The following is an 18,758-nucleotide window of genomic DNA, read 5'->3' on the forward strand; positions in this document are numbered from 1 at the left end:
TCAGTCCCTGCGCATCTCGGCAACGAAGTCGTAGTAATCGCTGCGGCAATAGGAATGCGTCAGCTCGACCGCCTGGCCGGAAGACAGGTAGCCGACCCGCGTGATGAACAGCACCGCCGCGCCTAACGGCACTTCCAGCAGGCCAGCGAGCTTGGCGTCCGCGTTCAGCGCGCGGATGTGCTGCAGCGCGCGCACCGGGGCGCGGTCGCCGAGGTGGGTGTAGAGCGAGGCCTCGACCTTCTGCGGATCGGGCAGCACGGTCTGGGGCAGCACCGAGACCTCGTAGGCCATGACGACCGAGTCGGCCAGGCGCAGGCGCTCCAGGCGGGCGACGCGCTCGCCGCTCTTCAGTTCCAGCGACAGCTGCTCATCCGGCGCCGCCGGCGTGAAGCCGCGCAGCAGCCAGCGCGAGCTGGGCACGAAGCCGCGCTGGTGCAGTTCTTCGGAGAAGCTGGTCAGGCGGGTCAGCGGCTGCTCCAGCTTGGGCGCGATGTAGTTGCCCGAGCCGCGCTTGCGGATGATCAGCCCCTGCTCGACGAGGCGGTCGATGGCCTTGCGTGCCGTGACGCGCGACAGCTCCAGCTGTTCGGCCAGCACGCGTTCGCTGGGCAGAGCCTCGTCGGCATGGAAGACGCCGTCGCGGATGGCCATGGCCAGGCTCTGCGCCAGCTGCATGTACAGAGGTGACGCCGCGTTGGGGTCGGGCTTGAAATCGAAAACAGCGCTCATGCTTGGTTCATTTCTTGTTGTTGAATCAACCAGAGCGCGCCGCTGACGGGCTCGCCCTGGGGTTCGACACGGCGTGACTGCAAGGCCGGGCTGAGGCGCGGTGCGAGACGCAACGCGATGCTGCCGGCCAGGGCCAGCGGCAGGGTGGGATGGAGGGCCGCCGCGAGGGCGTCCAGCGCACGCGCGGCCTCGGCCAGCAGCGCACTGGCGGCAGGGTCGCTCTCCTCGTGATCGAAGACGAGGCGAGCCAGGCCGGCATAGCCGCCCTGCCCCGCCTGGGCGCAGAAGCCCAGCATGTCCTCGCGCGTCGCGCCGGTCTGGCGCCAGACGGCCTGCACCAGCGGGCCGGCGGGCACGCGGCTGTCGTAGGCGGCCTGGGCCAGCTTCATGGCCTGCTGGCCCAGCCAGGCGCCGCTGCCTTCGTCGCCGATCTGCCAGCCCCAGCCACCGACCATGCGGCGGCTGCCGTCGGGCAGCAAGGCTTCGGCGACCGAGCCGGTGCCGGAAATCAGCAGCGCACCGGGGCGGCCGCCGTGTGCGCCCAGCAGGGCGACCAGGCCGTCGGTCACGAGAGAGAAGCGCGCCACGCCGGGATCGGCATCGACGAAGCCTCGCAACTGGACCGGCACGCCGGTGCCCGACAACCCCAGCCCGATAGCGCAATCCCGCAGCATCAGCCCGTCCACGCCGGCGCGCTGGATGGCTTCTCCGATATGCCGCCAGGCCTGCTCGGTCCCCTGGTTGAGAGCCGAAGCACCGGCCTCACCACGACCGAGCACACGCCCCTGCGAATCCGCCACCACGGCCCTCGTGCTGGTACCGCCACCGTCGATACCGACCCACCAGCGCGCGGGCCGGCCGGAGTCACGGGAAGTCAGAAGGGTGGGATCGAGAACAGGCGGCATGGTCGACGGGATTCAGTCGATACCACTCTAATACCAACGCCGAGGGTCGTCAATTGGTTTTAAACTGGTCTACGGCCACTCAATCCGGCTAAGGATCAGCCCGAACAAGAGTGCGGCTTGCTCTCGAATCGACAAGAATACCAGTGAGAAACCAACCCGCTCTATCTTCCGGATCTGCCGCCGTGTTCACTCTTCATCCTGCCGCCAGCGAGGCCCTGGCCGGCCTGCTGGGCCGCATCGCCCGCGTCGCCCATCGCCATCCGGCGGCGGCCGACCGCTTGCTGGATGCGCTCAGCGTAAACGCTTTCACGGCTGGCGACACCGCTGTCGGGGTCGACGCTCTCTATGCCCGCTTCGGCCTGCTCGAGCCGCGCGGGCAGGCCCTCGAACTGCTGCCCGCCTTGGAGCAGGCGGGGGCCCTCGCGGCGGCCGGGCATTTCCCGGTGCAGGCCGCGCGCGTCTGCGAAGCCCTGGGCCGCATCGCCTATCAGCAGGGCGAGTATCAGCTCGCCAGCGAGCAGTGGTCGCGTGCGCTGGATCTCTCCGAAGTCAGTGGCCATCTGCAGACCGGCGTCGCCGCCCGCATCGGCCTGGGCCAGATCCACTATGCCCAGGCGGACTGGGCCCGCGGCCTGCGCCAGATGCGCGATGCCGGCGAGCAGCTGGCCGGCACGGACGACAGCTATCTGTCGGCCAAGCTGGCGCTGAACATCGGCGTCGGCAGCTTCGAGACCGGCGACCTGCCGGCGGCCGAGCGTCATTTCAGCCATGGCCTGGCGGCGGCGCGGCGCGGCGGCCATCGCGTCTTCGAGGCCGAGGCGCATTGGCATCTGGCCCGCGCCGCCCTGGCCCGCCAGCGCATGGACTGGGCCGTGGCCGACTGCCGCCTGGCCCTGGACATCGCGGCCCGCCACGGCTATCCCTGGCTGGAGGCCGCCGCCAGCCGCACCTGGACCGAGGTCGCCCTGGCCCGCGGCGACAACGCCGCGGCGGTGCGCTCGACCCGCCACGGCCTGGCCCTGGCCCAGCGCATCCAGGCCCGCGCCCAGGCCCGCCAGGCCCATCTGCAACTGGCCGAGCTGCTGCAGGCCGAGGGCGATGCGCCTGCGGCGCTGGACCACCTCTGGCAACACCTGGCCCTGCAGTCCGAGATCGAGCGCCTGAGCCTGCCCGCACGCGCGACGCTGGCCGCGCCGCCTGCCGAAGAGGCCGGCTCGCCGGTCACGCCGGAGGAATTGCTGCTGCATCTGTGCGGCCAGCGCCAGCGCCTGGCCGGCACGCCGCCTCCCGAGGCGCTGGCCGAGCTGAGGGCGGCCAGCGTGCGCATCCTCGGCCTGGCCACCGTGATCCGCTGGCAGGTCGGCGGAGCCGGCGGCCTGACGACCGATGAGCAGCCGCGCTACATCGACCTGCTGACCCGCCACGGCGCGCCGCTGGCCCTGCCCGACGCGGCCCTGCACCCCTGCCATGCCGAGCTGTCCGGTCTGTCGGGCGCGGCCGAGGCGCGCATCGAGGTGCCGCTGTATGACGGCGCCCAGCTCGTCGGCGCGCTGTGGCTGGTCGATGCACGCGCGACGCGGGCCTGGACGCGCCAGGAGCTGCTGATCGCCAGCCAGCTGGCCCTGCTGTTCGAGGCCGTCGGCAGGGCCTGAGCGCCGCGAGGTGCCGGGAGGCACCTCAGAGTTGACGATGTCAGGCGCGCGGGGGAGCGGGACAGTGCCGCATCCAGCTGCGAGGCCCGCCATGCCCAAGTCGCTTCTTCGCCATCACGCCTGCGTCCTGTTGCTCGCCGCCCTGGCCGCGCCGGCCAGCCAGGCACAGGAAGACAAGCCCGAGCGCTGCGGCAAGGCCGGCGGATCGGATCGCTTCGCGGCCTTCCATGACAACTACGGGCTCTGGAACCAGATGAGCAACAACGGCTGGGCGGCGCGCGACGAGCGCGCCCTGCGCGGCCAGGTGTCGGTGAAGTACTCGCTCGTGAACTGCCCGCAGCGGCGCGACGAGAGAAGCCGCACGCTGAAGCCCGCCCCGGCACCCGCCGACACGGCCGATGACGCCGGCGCCGTCCGCTCGCTGAAGACCGCCAACAAGGGCAGCGACTTCTGGGAGCAGCTGCGCAGCGCCGAGGTGTTCGTGTCCTATACCAACCGCTTCGACTTCTATGTGGGCTCGCGCGATTCGGGCCCGGTCATCAACCGCGTCAACAACCCGGGCCTGCACCTGCGGCTGCCGGGCAGTCTCTTTGGCGGCGACAAGCGGGGCGCCTGGCAGCTCAGCTTCGAGCACATGTCCAACGGCCAGGTCGTCGAGCCTGTCCGCAATGCGGACGACCGCCTGCGCGCCCAACGTGCCTATGCGCGCGGCGACAGCCACTTCTTCGACACCATCAGCCGGGGCATGAATTACGCGGCCGTGCAGGGCGAGTGGGTCTGGGGAGAGCCCAATGAGGACAAGGCCGTGTGGGACCTGCGAGCCAAGATCAAGGCCTATGCCAGCAGCGACTCGGCCATCACCTGGGGCCCGCTGGCTGACCAGGGGCTGCGGTTCCGGCACTACGAAAGACTGAAGGTGCGTGCCGGCCTGTTCCTGCGGGATTGGGGCCGGTTCGAGCTCACCTCGCAGATCGGCGACAGCGGCCTCAAGCATTCCTCGCACACCCTCAGCTGGCAGTACGACGTCGGCGGCGAAGGCGACAAGCGCCTGCGTCTGCCGCTGTTCGTGCAGGCCCATTTCGGCCCGATGAACACGCTGTCGAACTACACGCAGCGCCAGGACTCGATTGGCGTCGGCCTGCGGCTCGCCTACTGATCGCGCTGCGCCAGCATGCCGGCCTCGCGCCGGGGCGCGTCACGCACGAGTTCGCTGATGAGCCGGGTCTCGGGCATCTGGGCCCAGTAGCGCACCGGCATTTCCTTCTTCATGGTGGCCACCTTGAGCCGCGCCGGATTGAAGATGCTGCGGTAATAGGTCAGCCACAGGGCACCGCCGGCGTCCTCGGGCGGCGCATCGGCCCGCCGGGCCGGACCCGCGCCGCTCAGGCGCCGGCCATCCCAGTGCAGGCAGCCCAGCGGCGTCAGGATGGCCCAGGGGTGCTGGGCAAAGCGGCGCACGAAGAAGGGCGCCACCGCCCGCAGCACATGGTGCGCCGGCTCGAACCAGGCGACATGGCGACGGCCGCCGGCCGCCTGCTCGTCGGCCACCTCGCGAAAGCGCACGAAGGCGTGCATCTTGTGGATCTCGCGGTCGACCTGGCGGGCCATGGCGCGCAGGCGGCGCCGCTCCGGGTCGAATTCGTCGAACCACAGCAGCGGCTCGTGCTGCAGACGGCGCGCGAAGGCCAGCAGGCGGGCATAGCGGCTGTCGTCGGCATGCATGGCGACGCGCCGGCCGAGTTCATCCCAGCCCTCGGGCGGCGTCCAGGCGCAGGGAGGCGCCGTGGTGACCTCTGTCGCGAACAGCGCAGCCTGGTCACCGACGTCATGCGTCCAGCCCGCACCGGCCGCACCCAGCAGTTCGGGCAGCTGGGCGGCGAAGCCAGCCCAGTCCGAGGGGTGGCGCAATGGCAGGTGCATCAGAACAAGGCGGCCTGCTGCGGCGCCAGCGCGGGCTGCGCCAGGGCCTGCAGGTCCGCGGCACGGGGGCGATGGTCGACGGCGATCAGAAAGGGCAGCGCCTTGCCGGCCGCCGGCCCGAGGGCGAGCAGGTCGGCGCGGCGCAGGCGGCGATGCAGCCTTGCGGCCAGCAGCTTGTCGACGGAGTTCACGCCCAGGCCGGGCACGCGCAGCAGGCCCTCGCGCGACGCACGGTCGACATCCAGGGGGAAGGCCTCGGGATGGGCCAGGGCCCAGGCCAGCTTGGGGTCGTGCTGCAGCGACAGGAAGCCGGCCTCGGTGACGATCTCGTCCGCAGCGAAGCCATAGAAGCGCAGCAGCCAGTCGGCCTGGTAGAGGCGATGCTCGCGCAGCAGCGGCGCGGCCTGGGGCGGCAGCTGGCTGCTGGCATGCGGGATGGGGCTGTAGGCCGAGTAGTAGACGCGACGCAGGCGCTGCCCGCTGTACAGGCGGCTGGAAAGCAGCAGCACGGTGCGGTCGTCCGACGCATCGGCGCCGACGATGAGCTGGGTGCTCTGCCCCGCCGGCGCGAAAGGCGGCGGCTTCACCGCACGGGCTGCGGCGCCGGGCAGTGCACGCACGGCTTCGGCTTCGCGCCTGGCTTCGCGCGCGGCCTGCAGGCGCAGCTGGATGCGCGTCATGGTGCGCTCGATGCCCGCTGCATCCTTCTGCGGCGCCAGCGACTTCAGGCTGGCGGCGCTGGGCAGCTCGACATTGATGGACAGGCGGTCGGCATAGCGGCCCGCGCGCTCGACCAGCTCCGGGCTGGCATCGGGAATCGTCTTCAGGTGGATATAGCCCTTGAAGTGTTCCTGCTCCCGCAGCCGCCGCGCGACCTCGATGACCTGCTCCATCGTGTAGTCGGGCGTGCGGATGATGCCGCTGGACAGGAACAGCCCTTCGATGACGTTGCGGCGGTAGAAGGACAGCGTCAGCTGCACGACCTCGTCGATGGCGAAGCGCGCGCGCCGCGTGTCGCTGGACTTGCGATTGATGCAGTAGAGGCAGTCGTACACGCACCAGTTGGTCAGCAGCACCTTCAGCAGGGACACGCAGCGGCCGTCGGGCGTGTAGGCATGGCAGATGCCGTTGCTCGTCGAGCCCAGGCTCCTGCCGTCACGCGAATCGCGCTTCTCGGTGCCGCTGCTGGCACAGGAAGCGTCGTATTTGGCGGCGTCCGCAAGGATGGCGAGCTTGTCCTGGATCTCCATGCAAGGACTGTACATGCATACAGTGTTTGATGGGTCGCAGATGTATCCGGCGCCAGGTCCTACACGCCCGCCTGCACTGACTTCCTAGAGTCCTCGGGCACCCCGCCAACGCCAGGAGCCGCACATGGCCAAGCCCCCCCGCACCACCGCACCATCCGCCAACGTCCAGCGCGGCAGCGGCGGTGAACTGCATCACCAGGCCGGCGGCACGCATCCGCCGCTGACGACCAACCAGGGCATCCCGGTCGCCAACAACCAGACTTCGCTGAAGGCCGGCGCGCGCGGGCCCACGCTGCTGGAAGACTTCATCCTGCGCGAGAAGATCACCCACTTCGATCACGAGCGCATCCCCGAGCGCATCGTGCATGCGCGCGGCTCGGCGGCGCATGGCGTGTTCGAGCTGCACACATCGCTCAGCAAATACACGACGGCCCGCGTGCTGACCGAGGTGGGCGTGAAGACACCGGTGTTCACGCGCTTCTCCACCGTGGCCGGCGGCGCGGGGTCGGTGGACACGCCGCGCGATGTGCGCGGCTTCGCCGTCAAGCTCTACACGCCCGAGGGCAACTGGGACCTGGTCGGCAACAACATCCCGGTCTTCTTCATCCAGGACGCGATGAAGTTCCCCGATCTCGTCCACGCCGTGAAGATGGAGCCCGACCGCGGCTTCCCGCAGGCCGCCAGCGCCCACGACACCTTCTGGGACTTCATCTCGCTGATGCCCGAGAGCATGCACATGATCATGTGGGCCATGAGCGACCGCACCCTCCCGCGCTCGCTGCGCTTCATCGAGGGCTTCGGCATCCACAGCTTCCGGCTGCTGGACGCCAAGGGCAAGAGCACCTTCGTCAAGTTCCACTGGCGCCCCGTGCTCGGCCTGCAGAGCACGCTGTGGGACGAGGCCGTGCAGCTGGCCGGCGCCGACCCGGACGCGCACCGCCGCGACCTGTGGACGTCCATCGACGAAGGCCGCTTTCCGGCCTGGGATCTGGCCGTGCAGCTCTTCACCGAGGCCCAGGCCGCCGACTTCCCCTTCGACCATCTGGACCCGACCAAGCTCATCCCCGAGGAGCTGGTGCCGCTGCAGGTCATCGGCCGCATGACGCTGAACCGCAACCCGGTCAACCACTTCGCCGAGAACGAGCAGGTTGCCTACTGCCCGGCCAACCTGCCGCCGGGCATCGACTTCTCCAACGACCCGCTGCTGCAGGGCCGCCTGTTCAGCTATCTCGACACCCAGCTGTCGCGCCTGGGCACGCCCAACTTCGACCAGCTGCCGATCAACGCGCCCAAGTGCCCCTTCCACACCACCACGCGCGACGGCCACATGCAGACCCGCGTGCCCACCGGCCGCGTCGCCTACGAGCCGAGCAGCCTGCAAACCGACGCGCCGTATGAAGCGCCGCGCGGCTTCCAGAGCTTTGCGGCGCAGAGCGAGCCCGACGAGACCGGTGCAAAAGGCCGCATCCGCCCCGAGAGCTTTGCCGATCACTACAGCCAGGCCCGCATGTTCTTCCGCAGCCAGAACGCGCTGGAGCAGGCCCACATCGCCGCGGCCCTGGTGTTCGAGCTGAGCAAGGTGGAAACGCCGGCGGTGCGCGAGCGCATGGTGGGCCATCTGCGCGTCATCGACGCCGACCTGGGCAGGCGCGTCGCCGCCGGCCTGGGCCTGGCGACGCTGCCGCCCGCTGCGAAACCTGCCGCGCCCGTGCAGGACCTGCCGCCCTCGCCCGCCTTGAGCATCATCGACAAGACCCCACCCTCGCTGCAGGACCGCTGCGTGGCCATCCTGTTTAGCGATGACTCCGACGCCAAGCGCCTCGCTTCTGTGGAGAAGGCGCTGCGCAAGGCCGGCGCCAAGGTGCAGAAGCTGGCGCCCAGGATCGGCGGCGCCAGGCTGAATGACGGCAGCCAGCAGCCCGCCGACGCACGCCTGGCCGGCAGCCCGGCAGCGGCTTTCGATGCCGTCGCCCTGGTGCTGTCGTCCGCCGCCGCCCAGCAACTCGCGCAGGACGACACCGCCGCGAGCTTCGTACGCCAGGCCTACGCCCATCTGAAGGCCATCGGCCATGACGAGGGCGGCAAGCTGCTGGTCGAGGCGCTGCACCTCGTGGCCGACGACGGCGTCTGCGCGCTGGACGCCAAGGCCCTGGTCTTCGTTGAGGCGGCTGCGACACGCCAGTGGGACCGCGAGGAGCGCGTGCACCCCCTGCCCTGACGCCGTCGTCATCGGCATTTCACGCCGCGCCGTCACAGTGCGGCGCTCGTGCATGCCCCCTCTTCCGCCGCCAACTCGCTCTGCGCTGCACGACCGGCCCTGCCGCGCGGCTTCGGCCTCGTCATCAGCGCCCAGTTCGCCTCGGCCCTGGCCGACAACGCGCTGCTGATCGTCGCCATCGCGCTGCTGGCCAACCAGGGCTTCCCCCCTTGGTGGGCCCCGTTGCTGAAAGTGGGCTTCATGGCCGCCTACGTCGTGCTGGCGCCCTGGGTCGGCCCGCTGGCCGATGCCTTCGCCAAGGGCCGCGTGATGGCCGCCATGAACATCGTCAAGATCGTCGGCCTGAGCCTGCTGGCCCTGGGCCTGCATCCCGTCGCCGCGCTGGCCATCGTCGGTCTGGGGGCCGCGGCCTATGCGCCGGCGAAATACGGCCTCATCACCGAGATGGCCGAGCCCGAAGCCCTGGTGAAGGCCAATGGCTGGATAGAGATCACCGTCGTGTCCGCCGCGCTGCTGGGGGCGGTGCTGGGCGGCGCGCTGGTCAGCCCGTCCTGGCTGGCGTCCGACCTCGCCGCACTGTGCGACGGCCTGGACCTGCCAGCCGACAAGTTGACGGGTTCGCTGGCGGCGCTGTTCGTCATCTACGCGGTGTCGAGCCTGCTGAATGCCGGCATTCCCGACAGCGGCCGGCGCCAGCGCAGCGTCGCCCACGACCCGATGACACTGCTGCGCGAGTTCCGCGCCGCCAACCGCCAGCTGTGGCGCGACCGCGAAGGCGGCCTGTCGCTGGCGGCAACGACCTTGTTCTGGGGCGTGGGCGCCACGCTGCAGTTCGCGGTGCTGCGCTGGGCGGGCGAGGCGCTGGCCCTCCCCTTGAGCCAGGCCGCCTACCTGCAGGCGGCCGTGGCGTTGGGCGTCATCGGTGGTGCCGCGGCGGCGGGGCGCTGGCTGGCGCTGCATCAGGCGCGGCACGGGCTGTGGGCCGGCGTGGCGCTGGGGCTGCTGATGCCGGTGGTGGCGCAGGTCAGCGACGTGGCGCTGGCGGCGGTCGTGCTGGCCTTGGTCGGCGCCGTGGGTGGCGCCATGGTCGTGCCGCTGAACGCGCTGCTGCAGCACCGCGGCGCCACGCTGCTGAGCGCGGGCCGCTCGATCGCGGTGCAGGGCTTCAACGAGAACCTGAGCGTGCTGGTGATGCTGGCGGCGTATGCGGTGTGCGAGGCGGTGGAACTGCCCATCGGCCTGACGCTGAGCAGCCTGGGCATCCTGGTCGCCCTGGCCATCGCGCTGTTGATCTGGATCGATCGCCGGCGGCGGCGCTGAGCGACCTCCCGCCCTTTCAGGCAGCCGGCTGCAGGCCAGCGAGTCCGAAACTCGGTTCCGCGCGTGCGATCGCTGCTTCCAGCACCGACTCGAAGCGTGCGGTGATGTCGGCCCAGTCCAGCCGCCTCGCCGTCGAGCGAGCGGCCTCGGCAACGGACCGCCGTGCAACAGCATCCAGGGCCGCCACGCGCGTCGCCGCGACGAAATCGGACTCCTTGCCCACTCCCGCCAGCCAGCCATTCACGCCGCTGCGGATCAGCTCGCCCGCCGCCGCGCTCTCGAAGGCCACCACGGCGCAGCCGCTGGCCATGGCCTCGGTGGTCACATTGCCGAAGGTCTCGGTCAGGCTGGCAAACAGGAAGAGGTCCAGGCCGGCGTAATGAGCGGCGAGGTCGTCACCGCTGCGCGAACCGGCGAACACCGCATCGGGCACACGGGCAGCAAGCTCAGCGCGCATCGGGCCGTCACCGACAAACACCAGCCGCGCACGGGGCTGCACCTGTTTCACCGCCTCATAGGCGGCCAGCACCACGCCAAGATTCTTCTCGGGCGCAAGGCGCCCCACATAGCCCATGACCAGATCGTCCGGCCCCGCGCCCCAGCTCTCGCGCATCGCCGCGCTGCGGCGCGCCGGGTCGAAGCGCTGCGCATCCACGCCACGGCCGACGACGGTCAGGCGCTCGAAGCCGCGCTCCGCCAGCAGCACGCGCATGGCCTCGGTGGGCACCATGGTCGCGTCGCAGCGGTTATGGAATTTGCGCAGATAGCCCATGATGGGCTTGGACAGCAGGCCCAGGCGGTAGTGCTTGCCGTAGGCGTGAAAGTTGGTGCGGTAGTCGGAGGTGACGGGCAGCGCCAGATGCTGAGCCGCCTGCAGGGCCGACCAGCCCAGGGGCCCCTCCGTCGCAATGTGCACGACGTCCGGCCGCTTCAGCGACCACAGCTTCACGAGAGCGCGCTTGCTCGGCACCCCCATGCGCAGATTGGGATACAGGGGCACCGGCAGGCCCTTGGTCAGCACCTCGTCGACAGCGGGCTTGCCCGTCGGGGCTGGCGCCAGCTTGGCCGATTGGCGCGGCCGCACCAGCTGCACGTCGTGGTTGCGCCGGTTCAGGCCGTCCACCACGCGCGCCATCGACATCGCGACGCCATTGACCTCGGGCGGATAGGTCTCCGTCACCACCGCAAGCCGGCGCGAGTGGCGGGGTGCGGGCAGGTCGTCGACCAGGATGTCGTCGGTGTCGTGTGCGATCTTCATGCGCAAATGGTCGCGAGCGGATGCAACAGAACGATGACAGCCGGGCCGTCACGCCGATTTCACGCAAGGCCCTCACCATGCCGCCGCATTCCACCCCAACACGAGGACGGGACGACGTGAACGATTTCTTCCAAACCCTGAAGACGCAGCGCTGGGACGACCACCGCTACTACCACCACAGCCGCATCAACCAGAGCCTGCACCTGATCAGCGCGCTGAGCTTCCTGGTCTCCTACGGCCTGGTCTTCGTGAACCCGGCCTGGGCCGCCCTGCTGGCCTGGTGCGTGTCCATGACGACGCGCCAGGCGGGTCACTTCTTCTTCGAGCCGCGCGGCTACGACCATGTGAACCAGGCCACCGACGAGCACAAGGAAGAGATCAAGATCGGCTACAACATCCGCCGCAAGATCGTGCTGATGGCGGTGTGGGTGGCCCTGCCACTGGTGCTGTGGCTGTCGCCCTCGCTGGGCGGTCTGATCCAGCCGGCGGTGGGCCTGCAGGGCTTCGTCGAGGACGTCGGCATGGCCTGGTTCTGCCTGGGCGTGACGGGTCTGGTGTTCCGCGTCGTGCAGCTGTGGGTCACGCAGAACCTGATGCAGGGCCTGGCCTGGGGCTTCAAGATCATCACCGACCCCTTCCACGACGTGCTGCTGTACTGGAAATCGCCGCTCTATCTGCTGCGCGGCCAACTCATCGATCCGATGGACCACGTCGGCCAGCAAGCCCACTGATGGACGAGACCTTCACCCTGTCGGCGCTGGCCCTGGGCCTGCTGGCGCTGCTACCGGCAGCCAAGCGGCGCATCGAGCTGTCGCGGGCCAAGCACCGCTCGCTGGCCGGCCATTCGCGCATGGCCAAGCGCCTGGCGCGCTGGGTACCGGGCTATGCCTATGACGAGGCGCAGTTCTTCATGGCTGACGGCGCACCGCCCGACGTCGCCGCGCAGCGCAAGGCCGCGCTGCAGCGCCTGGGGGCCGAGTTCGACAAGCGCTTCGCGAAGACGCTGGCCGCGACCGAAGCAGCGCGCGACACCATCTCCGACCTGCGCTTCACGGGGCGCTACCGCGTGCCCTTCCAGTTCAGCCCGGTGCTGCGCGAACAGGTGAAGGTGGGTGCCTTCCTGCGGCACAGCGACGGCGTGCGGGTCGAGGATCTGGACGGCAACCGCCTCTTCGACCTGACGGGCTCCTACGGCGTCAATGTGCTGGGCTACGACGCCTACAAGGAATGCATAGCCGAAGCCGTGGCCACCGCGCGCGATCTCGGCCCGGTGCTGGGCGCCTATCACCCCTGCGTGCTGGACGTGCTGTCGCGCCTGAAGGCCGTCTCGGGCCAGGAGGAGGTGAGCTTCCACATGTCCGGCACCGAGGCCGTCATGCAGGCCGTGCGGCTGGCGCGTTATCACACCCGCAAGAAGCGCCTGGTGCGCTTCGCCGGCGCCTATCACGGCTGGTGGGAGGACGTGCAGCCCGGCCCGGGCAACCCGCTGCCGCCGCGCGAGACCTTCACGCTGCAGGACATGGCTGAGCGCTCGCTGAAGGTGCTGGCGACGCGGCGCGACATTGCCTGCGTGCTGGTCAACCCCCTGCAGGCCCTGCATCCCAACGCGAACGCGCCGGGCGACTCGGCGTTGATCGACGGCAGCCGCCGCGCGGCCTACGACCGCGAGGCCTACACGGCTTGGCTCAAGAAGCTGCGCGAGGTCTGCACGGCGTGCGGCATCGTGCTGATCTTCGACGAGGTCTTCGTCGGCTTCCGCCTCGCGCCCGGCGGCGCCCAGCAGTACTTCGGCGTGAAGGCCGACCTCGTCACCTATGGCAAGACCCTCGGCGGCGGCCTGCCGGTCGGCGTCGTCTGCGGCAGCCGCGCGCTGATGACGCGCTACCGCGAGGACAGGCCCGCCGACATCTGCTTTGCGCGCGGCACCTTCAACGCCCACCCCTATGTGGTGGCAGCGATGGCGTCCTTCCTGAAGCGCATCGAGCGCCCGGAGGTGAAGGCCTTGTACGACGGCCTGGACGAGCGCTGGAACGAGCGCTGCGCGCAGTTCAACGCCCGCCTGAAGTCGGCTGGTGTGCCGGTGCGCATGGCCAATCTGTCGACGATCTGGACGGTGATGTACGACCAGCCCGGCCGCTACCACTGGATGCTGCAGTTCTATCTGCGCAAGCATGGCCTGGCATTGAGCTGGGTGGGGACGGGCCGGCTGATCTTCAGCCTGAACTATGGCGACGCCGAGTTCGCCGAGGTCATGGACCGCTTCATTGCCGCCTGCGACGAGATGCGGTCCGACGGCTGGTGGTGGACGGCGCCGGAGCTGTCGGCCAAGGCCATTCGCCGCAGCGTCTTGCGCGAGATGCTGGCGCAGAAATTCTGAACATGAAGACTCAAGACGCAGCACCACCTCTCGCCGGCAGTGCGAAAGACACGCGCGGCTGGCTGGCCCGCCTGGGCGCGCAGGAGGATTTGAACTTCCTGCTGACCAACCGCATCCCGCGCATTGCCGCCACGCGGCTGATGGGCCGCATCGCGCGCATCGAGAGCCCGACGTTCACACGCCTGGCCATCCGCATCTGGCAGCTGTTCACACCGCTGGATCTCAGCGAGGCCAGGAAGCAGCGCTTCACGTCCATCAAGGACTGCTTCACCCGCGAGCTGAAGGACGGCGCGCGCGTGTTCGATGCCAGGCCCGATGTGTTCGCCAGCCCTTGCGACGCCATCGTCGGCGCGACGGGAGTCGTCGAGCGAGGCCAGGTCTACCAGGCCAAGGGCTTCCCTTACTCGACGGTCGAGCTGTTCGGCCCGACGCAGGACGCCAGCGCCTTCGAGGGCGGCCGCTTCATCACGCTGAGGCTGACCTCGGTCATGTACCACCGCTTCCATGCGCCAGCCGATGGCACGGTGGAGCATGTGACCTATCTGAGCGGCGACACCTGGAATGTGAACCCCGTGGCGCTGAAGCGCGTGGAGAGGCTGTTCTGCCGCAACGAGCGTGCCGTCGTGCGCATGCGGCTCGCCGGCGGTCAGCCCGTCGCGCTGGTGCCTGTGGCTGCCGTGCTGGTGGCCAGCATCCGGCTGAACTGGCTGAACGTGCTGCTGCACATCGGCCACGAGGGCGCTCATGAGATGCCCTGCTCGGCGCACCACCTGAAGGGCCAGGAGATGGGCTGGTTCGAGCACGGCTCGACCATCATCGTGTTCGTGCCGCCGGGCTTCGAGCTGGCCGAGGGGATCTCGACCGGCGCGCAGATCCGCGCTGGCCAGGCCCTGCTCAAGCTCGTCAGCTGACGACGTCGGAGGCCGCGGCCTTCGCAGCCGCGGGTACCGGCAGCGCAACCGGGACGGACGCCGACTTGGGCGCCGGCAGCATGCCCGGCAAGGCCGCCTGATCGCCCCTGTCGATGATCTCCAGGCGGCCATCGAAGTGCTCGACCAGGGCCGTCAGGCTCTCCACCCAATCGCCGTCGTTGCAGTAGAGGATGCCGTCGATCTCGCGGATCTCGGCATGGTGGATATGGCCGCAGACGACACCGTGCGCGCCGCGCTTCTTGGCCTCGCGCGCCACGGCGTTTTCGAACTCGTTGATATAGCTGACCGCGCGCTTGACCTTGTGCTTCAGATAGCGCGACAGGCTCCAGTACGGCAGGCCGCATTTGGCGCGGACATGGTTGAACCAGCGGTTGACCTTGAGCGTGAACTCGTAGGCCAGGTCGCCCGCAATGGCCAGCCAGCGCGCGCACTGGATGACACCGTCATAGAGGTCGCCATGCGTCACCCACAGCTTCTTGCCGTCGGCCGTCACATGCATGGCCTCTTCCATCACATCGACGCCGCCAAAGTTGTGCAGCAGGTATTTGCGCGCGAACTCGTCGTGGTTGCCGGGAATGAAGACGACCCGCGTGCCCTTGCGCGCCTTGCGCAGCAGCTTCTGCACGACGTCGTTGTGGGCCTGCGGCCAGTACCAGGAGCGGCGCAATTGCCAGCCGTCGATGATGTCCCCGACGAGGTAGAGGGTTTCGCACTCGACGTCGCGCAGGAAGTCGAGCAGCGCCTTGGCCTGGCAGCCGGGCGTGCCCAGGTGCAGGTCCGAGATCCAGACCGTGCGCACCGACAGCGTCGGCGTGTCGGCGGCGGCAGAGGTGTCTTGCGTCGTCGGCATGGCAGGCATGCTGCCCGCCGGTCATGACGCCCGCGTGACCGCGCGGCTCAGGTCATGCCCTTGAAGGGGCCGCTGGCCAGCCAGCGCTCGATCTGGGCCTGACGGTCGTTGCCCCAGAAGGGTTCGCCGTCGACGATGAAATGAGGCGCACCGAACACGCCTGCCGCGATGGCGGCCTCATTCTCGGCCTTCAGGCGTGCCTTCCAGGCTGGATCGCTCCAGGCTGCTTCGGCTGCGGCGGCATCGATGCCGGAGTCGGCCGACAGGGCCTTCAGCGCATCGCCGTCGCTCAGCACGACGCCGCGCGTGAAGTAGGCGCGCAGACCGGCATGGGCCCAGGCCACGGCACGGATGGGGTCCTGGTCGTGCAGCCACCAGAACACGCGGGCGGCGTTCTGCGTCGCGATCGGGAAGGTCTCGGGCTGGCTGTAGGGCAGGCCGGCGAAGCGGGCCGAGCGCTCGAAATCCCGCAGCGCGTAGTCGCGCTTGATGGGGTGGGAGATCGGCGACTTGAGCTCGGCAGCCTGGAAGGTGACGCCTAGCAGGATGGCATGCCATTGCACTCGGCGGCCATGGCGGGCGGCAACGGCCTCTATCCACTCCGAGGCGATGTAGGAATAGGGCGAGGAGAAGTCGAAATAGAACTGCACCGGCGCGCGCTGCAGCGCGGTGTTGTCGGCGAGGAAGCGGTCATCGATCATGGCGCGACCTTAGCCGCGCCATGCATGCACCGCAGCGGTGCTTACGCCGAGTGCAAGCGGGCCGCAAGCCGTGGCGTTGCCGCCTCGATGGGCGCCAGCAGACGCGGCCAGAGCCGGGCGCCGAGGTCGCGGCGGAAGGGGCCGAAGTGCTGGATCTGCTTCACGCCGAGATCGGCAGGCGACACGACATGGCGCTGCACGCTGGCGGCGCTGAACTGGCCGGCCAGGGCATCGACAGACGCGGCGGGGCCGAACAGGTGGTCGTCCGTGATGCTCCACAGATGCGCCGTGCCCGAGAAGCGGTGATAGCTGCGCTCACGGGCCAGGCTCTCGTCGCCGAACAGGAAACCCGGCGTGCGCCCCCATGCGGCCCATTCCAGCGCGGCGCTGGCCGGCAGGTCCTCGGCGCGTGGGCCCAGCATGCGACCGGGCGCATGTCCAAACAGGCGCACGGCGATAGGCAGCATCAGGTGAAAGAACAACCAGGCCTGCAGGCGCGCGAAGCCCGACCAGTGGCCGAGATAGGCCACCTGGGCCGCGACGCCCAACAAGGCATCGACCTTCTCTTCAAACTCGGGTACGAGGCCGACGGCGTTGCCTCCCAGGGAATGGCCGACCCATAGCAGGCCGAGTTCACGCCCCTGCTCGGCTTGCTCGAGGCGGCGGCGCTTGTCGGCTGCGTGCAAGGCCGCCCCCATGTCCAGCCGGGCCCAGTCCCGCAGCCTCACGTCTTCGCCAGACCGCAAGGCCTCGCGAGAAGCGGCTATGCCGCGGTAGTCAAAGCTCAGCACCGCGTAGCCGCGGCGGGCCAGCCATTCGGCGAAATGCCGGTAGTAGCTCGCCGGCACGGCCGTCGCCGAACCGATGACTGCAACCGCGCGCACGCCGAGCGCCGCCGGCGGCTCGAACCATTGAGCGGCAAGCAGGCGGCCGTCGCTGCAGCGCAGGGCGATGGGCTGCACGCGGGTCTCGAGGTCGCGGGCCGTGTCGTCGTCGCCCAGGTCGAGCGGCGTCGTGATGGGAATGCTCAGCGGCAAGGCATCGGCGGGGGACAGGGGCAGGCTGGACATGGGTACCTCGGGATCAAGCGCTTGTGGCGACAACGAAGTCAGTCTAGATTGACAACATTTGAGTCGGTAGATTGCCACCAGTCCTCATATCGTCAACCAAATGTCAACAAACCCACCTGGTATCGGCCGCCGCCGCCAAACGGCCGCCGAAGAAGCGCTGGACGCCAATGCGCTGGAACTCTTTGCCCGCATTGCCCAGGCTGGCAGCTTTGCTCAAGCGGCCCGCGACCTCGGCCTGACACGCGCGGCCATCAGCCGCCGTATCGCTGCCATCGAGAACGCCGTCGGACTGGCATTGTTCGCTCGCAGCACGCGCAGCCTGGGACTGACCGAGGCCGGTCGGCGGCTTCATGCGCGCGCCCGCGCAGTACGCGACGCCGCTGAGAGTGCGCGCCTGGCGCTACGCCATACCCGCGACCAGCTGGACGGCACTATCCGCATCAGCGCGACGCCGGGTTTTGGGCGCCATGTTCTGGCACCGCTGCTCGCCCGTTTCCAGGCGTTGCATCCGGCGGTGCGCTACGAGCTCTTCTTCACCGATCGCCGTGTCGACCTGCTTCGCGAGGGATTGGACATAGCGTTCCGCATCACCAGCAAGCCGCCCGAGGCCTGGGTAGCGCAGCCCGTGCTGCGCTTCGAGGTCTGTGCTTACGGCATCGGCGGCCAATCCTTGCAGAACCCGCAGGATCTTGCCGGCGCCCCCATGCTGCTACTGGGTCAGAGCGACGAGCCATACGTCAGCCAATGGCAGCACGAGGACGGACGGCGTGAGGAGGTGTCCTTGCAGGCGTCGGCCTGGGGAAGCGATCTCGACGGCTTGATCGCATTTGCTCGACATGGCAACGGCATCGTGCTCGCACCAGATTTCTGTGTGCAACCAGTGGCAGCGCTGCAAGTTGGTGGGCTTGATCGGCGCAGGGCGGCTGCAGTCTCCCCGGAACCGGGTGCGGACCTCGTCAATGCGCTGCCCGGTTGGCGCCTGATCGTCGGCATGGAGACCGTGCAGGCACTGACGCTCCCCTTGCCTGCCGGCTCAGAGACCGCGCGAGCCCTGGTTCGTTTTGCTCGCGAAGCACTGGGAGTCACCAAGGCTTGAGACGACCATGACAAAGCCTCACTTACCTGGTCGTGGCGGAGCTCAAGGTCCTGCTTCGTCAGGGGAGCGGCCGCAGTTGGTTGAACGAGGCGGCGAAAGAGTTCTGCGCGGCTGCTGGCAACGAAGAGGACGCCCTCGACGCCAGCCAGGGCCTCGTCAGCCTAGCCAGTACGAACCGCTGAACTCCCCGGCAACGACCGATATCTCCGATCGATCAAATGGGTCGTTGATCGGGTCGTTCGCTGGAGGGCTCGGTGCGACGACAACGCAACTTGCTACAGAGCACGTTGTACGCGTCACCAGGGGCACCACCACCTGCAGCGGGACAACGATATTTGGTTGTGCTCGCCGCCGCAAATTGCCATATCGCTAAGCTGACCTATGGTGATTAGCGATTCCGGCGCGCCAAAGCAAAACGCCCCAGTATCTTTCGATACTGGGGCGGTTGCTTAATAAATAGCCTGACGATGACCTACTTTC

16 protein-coding genes are annotated in these 18,758 nt (G+C 69.0%); 8 read left to right on the forward strand and 8 right to left on the reverse strand.

Annotation, left to right across the window (positions count from 1 at the left end; all coding sequences use genetic code 11):
- Together AC07OY_RS21100 and AC07OY_RS21105 are read right to left on the reverse strand one after the other, a co-directional pair.
- A complete protein-coding gene (locus AC07OY_RS21100) occupies positions 1-729 on the reverse strand; it encodes a GntR family transcriptional regulator (RefSeq protein ID WP_119046610.1) in 729 nt (242 codons plus the stop codon).
- Complete coding sequence (locus tag AC07OY_RS21105; protein WP_495044551.1) at positions 726-1,634, reverse strand: glucosamine kinase nucleotide-binding domain-containing protein; 909 nt, start codon at positions 1,632-1,634, stop codon at positions 726-728. The genes AC07OY_RS21100 and AC07OY_RS21105 overlap by 4 nt, the downstream gene beginning before the upstream one ends.
- A 182-nt stretch (positions 1,635-1,816) precedes the next feature.
- On the opposite strand from AC07OY_RS21105, the gene AC07OY_RS21110 reads away from it, so the two are divergent.
- Both AC07OY_RS21110 and AC07OY_RS21115 read left to right on the forward strand, forming a co-directional pair.
- A complete protein-coding gene (locus AC07OY_RS21110; RefSeq protein ID WP_495044552.1) occupies positions 1,817-3,286 on the forward strand; it encodes a GAF domain-containing protein in 1,470 nt (489 codons plus the stop codon).
- Between the two features lie 91 nt (positions 3,287-3,377).
- Positions 3,378-4,442, forward strand: coding sequence for a hypothetical protein (locus AC07OY_RS21115; RefSeq protein WP_495044553.1), 1,065 nt, complete (start codon positions 3,378-3,380; stop codon positions 4,440-4,442).
- On the opposite strand, the gene AC07OY_RS21120 is transcribed toward AC07OY_RS21115, so the two are convergent.
- Positions 4,436-5,206 (reverse strand): TIGR03915 family putative DNA repair protein, encoded by a 771-nt coding sequence (locus AC07OY_RS21120; RefSeq protein WP_495044554.1) that lies wholly within the window; start codon positions 5,204-5,206, stop codon positions 4,436-4,438. The two genes, AC07OY_RS21115 and AC07OY_RS21120, sit on opposite strands and share 7 nt — an antisense overlap.
- Positions 5,206-6,456, reverse strand: a complete 1,251-nt coding sequence (locus AC07OY_RS21125; RefSeq protein ID WP_495044570.1) for a putative DNA modification/repair radical SAM protein — start codon at positions 6,454-6,456, stop codon at positions 5,206-5,208. The genes AC07OY_RS21120 and AC07OY_RS21125 overlap by 1 nt, the downstream gene beginning before the upstream one ends.
- A gap of 124 nt (positions 6,457-6,580) precedes the next feature.
- On the opposite strand from AC07OY_RS21125, the gene AC07OY_RS21130 reads away from it, so the two are divergent.
- Positions 6,581-8,674, forward strand: coding sequence for a catalase (locus AC07OY_RS21130; protein WP_495044555.1), 2,094 nt, complete (start codon positions 6,581-6,583; stop codon positions 8,672-8,674).
- A gap of 48 nt (positions 8,675-8,722) precedes the next feature.
- On the forward strand, positions 8,723-9,994 hold the full coding sequence (lplT, locus tag AC07OY_RS21135) for a lysophospholipid transporter LplT (protein ID WP_495044556.1): 1,272 nt from the start codon (positions 8,723-8,725) through the stop codon (positions 9,992-9,994).
- Positions 9,995-10,010: 16 nt separating this feature from the next.
- On the opposite strand, the gene AC07OY_RS21140 is transcribed toward lplT, so the two are convergent.
- On the reverse strand, positions 10,011-11,252 hold the full coding sequence (locus AC07OY_RS21140; RefSeq protein ID WP_495044557.1) for a glycosyltransferase family 4 protein: 1,242 nt from the start codon (positions 11,250-11,252) through the stop codon (positions 10,011-10,013).
- A gap of 116 nt (positions 11,253-11,368) precedes the next feature.
- Between AC07OY_RS21140 and AC07OY_RS21145 the strand changes: the two genes are divergently transcribed.
- From AC07OY_RS21145 to asd, 3 genes are read left to right on the forward strand one after another with little or no spacing between them, the layout of a single operon-like run.
- A complete protein-coding gene (locus AC07OY_RS21145; protein WP_495044558.1) occupies positions 11,369-11,983 on the forward strand; it encodes a hypothetical protein in 615 nt (204 codons plus the stop codon).
- On the forward strand, positions 11,983-13,629 hold the full coding sequence (locus AC07OY_RS21150; protein WP_495044559.1) for an aminotransferase class III-fold pyridoxal phosphate-dependent enzyme: 1,647 nt from the start codon (positions 11,983-11,985) through the stop codon (positions 13,627-13,629). Before AC07OY_RS21145 ends, AC07OY_RS21150 begins: the two co-directional genes overlap by 1 nt.
- A gap of 2 nt (positions 13,630-13,631) precedes the next feature.
- Positions 13,632-14,540 (forward strand): archaetidylserine decarboxylase, encoded by a 909-nt coding sequence (asd, locus tag AC07OY_RS21155; RefSeq protein ID WP_495044560.1) that lies wholly within the window; start codon positions 13,632-13,634, stop codon positions 14,538-14,540.
- On the opposite strand, the gene AC07OY_RS21160 is transcribed toward asd, so the two are convergent.
- The 3 genes from AC07OY_RS21160 to AC07OY_RS21170 are packed head-to-tail and all read right to left on the reverse strand — an operon-like array spanning position 14,533 to position 17,182.
- A complete protein-coding gene (locus tag AC07OY_RS21160) occupies positions 14,533-15,411 on the reverse strand; it encodes a UDP-2,3-diacylglucosamine diphosphatase (protein WP_495044561.1) in 879 nt (292 codons plus the stop codon). The genes asd and AC07OY_RS21160 overlap by 8 nt on opposite strands.
- A 47-nt stretch (positions 15,412-15,458) precedes the next feature.
- A complete protein-coding gene (locus AC07OY_RS21165) occupies positions 15,459-16,112 on the reverse strand; it encodes a 2-hydroxychromene-2-carboxylate isomerase (protein WP_495044562.1) in 654 nt (217 codons plus the stop codon).
- A 41-nt stretch (positions 16,113-16,153) separates the two neighbouring features.
- Positions 16,154-17,182 carry an alpha/beta hydrolase family protein gene (locus tag AC07OY_RS21170; protein WP_495044563.1) on the reverse strand — a complete coding sequence of 343 codons (1,029 nt, stop codon included), beginning with the start codon at positions 17,180-17,182 and terminating at the stop codon, positions 16,154-16,156.
- Positions 17,183-17,282: 100 nt separating this feature from the next.
- On the opposite strand from AC07OY_RS21170, the gene AC07OY_RS21175 reads away from it, so the two are divergent.
- Positions 17,283-18,278 (forward strand): LysR family transcriptional regulator, encoded by a 996-nt coding sequence (locus AC07OY_RS21175; RefSeq protein ID WP_495044564.1) that lies wholly within the window; start codon positions 17,283-17,285, stop codon positions 18,276-18,278.
- Positions 18,279-18,758 lie beyond the last annotated feature (480 nt).

The organism is Roseateles sp. GW821-FHT09H10, assembly GCF_059415865.1.

Excerpts from the sequence above, each read along its gene's own strand:
- AC07OY_RS21115 (WP_495044553.1), top strand. The coding sequence starts at position 3,378 with ATGCCCAAGTCGCTTCTTCGCCATCACGCCTGCGTCCTGTTGCTCGCC.
- AC07OY_RS21175 (WP_495044564.1), top strand. The coding sequence starts at position 17,283 with ATGTCAACAAACCCACCTGGTATCGGCCGCCGCCGCCAAACGGCCGCC.
- AC07OY_RS21165 (WP_495044562.1), bottom strand. The coding sequence starts at position 16,112 with ATGATCGATGACCGCTTCCTCGCCGACAACACCGCGCTGCAGCGCGCG.
- AC07OY_RS21125 (WP_495044570.1), bottom strand. The coding sequence starts at position 6,456 with ATGGAGATCCAGGACAAGCTCGCCATCCTTGCGGACGCCGCCAAATAC.
- AC07OY_RS21120 (WP_495044554.1), bottom strand. The coding sequence starts at position 5,206 with ATGCACCTGCCATTGCGCCACCCCTCGGACTGGGCTGGCTTCGCCGCC.
- AC07OY_RS21130 (WP_495044555.1), top strand. The coding sequence starts at position 6,581 with ATGGCCAAGCCCCCCCGCACCACCGCACCATCCGCCAACGTCCAGCGC.
- AC07OY_RS21140 (WP_495044557.1), bottom strand. The coding sequence starts at position 11,252 with ATGAAGATCGCACACGACACCGACGACATCCTGGTCGACGACCTGCCC.
- asd (WP_495044560.1), top strand. The coding sequence starts at position 13,632 with ATGAAGACTCAAGACGCAGCACCACCTCTCGCCGGCAGTGCGAAAGAC.
- AC07OY_RS21160 (WP_495044561.1), bottom strand. The coding sequence starts at position 15,411 with ATGCCGACGACGCAAGACACCTCTGCCGCCGCCGACACGCCGACGCTG.
- AC07OY_RS21100 (WP_119046610.1), bottom strand. The coding sequence starts at position 729 with ATGAGCGCTGTTTTCGATTTCAAGCCCGACCCCAACGCGGCGTCACCT.
- AC07OY_RS21105 (WP_495044551.1), bottom strand. The coding sequence starts at position 1,634 with ATGCCGCCTGTTCTCGATCCCACCCTTCTGACTTCCCGTGACTCCGGC.
- AC07OY_RS21170 (WP_495044563.1), bottom strand. The coding sequence starts at position 17,182 with ATGTCCAGCCTGCCCCTGTCCCCCGCCGATGCCTTGCCGCTGAGCATT.
- AC07OY_RS21150 (WP_495044559.1), top strand. The coding sequence starts at position 11,983 with ATGGACGAGACCTTCACCCTGTCGGCGCTGGCCCTGGGCCTGCTGGCG.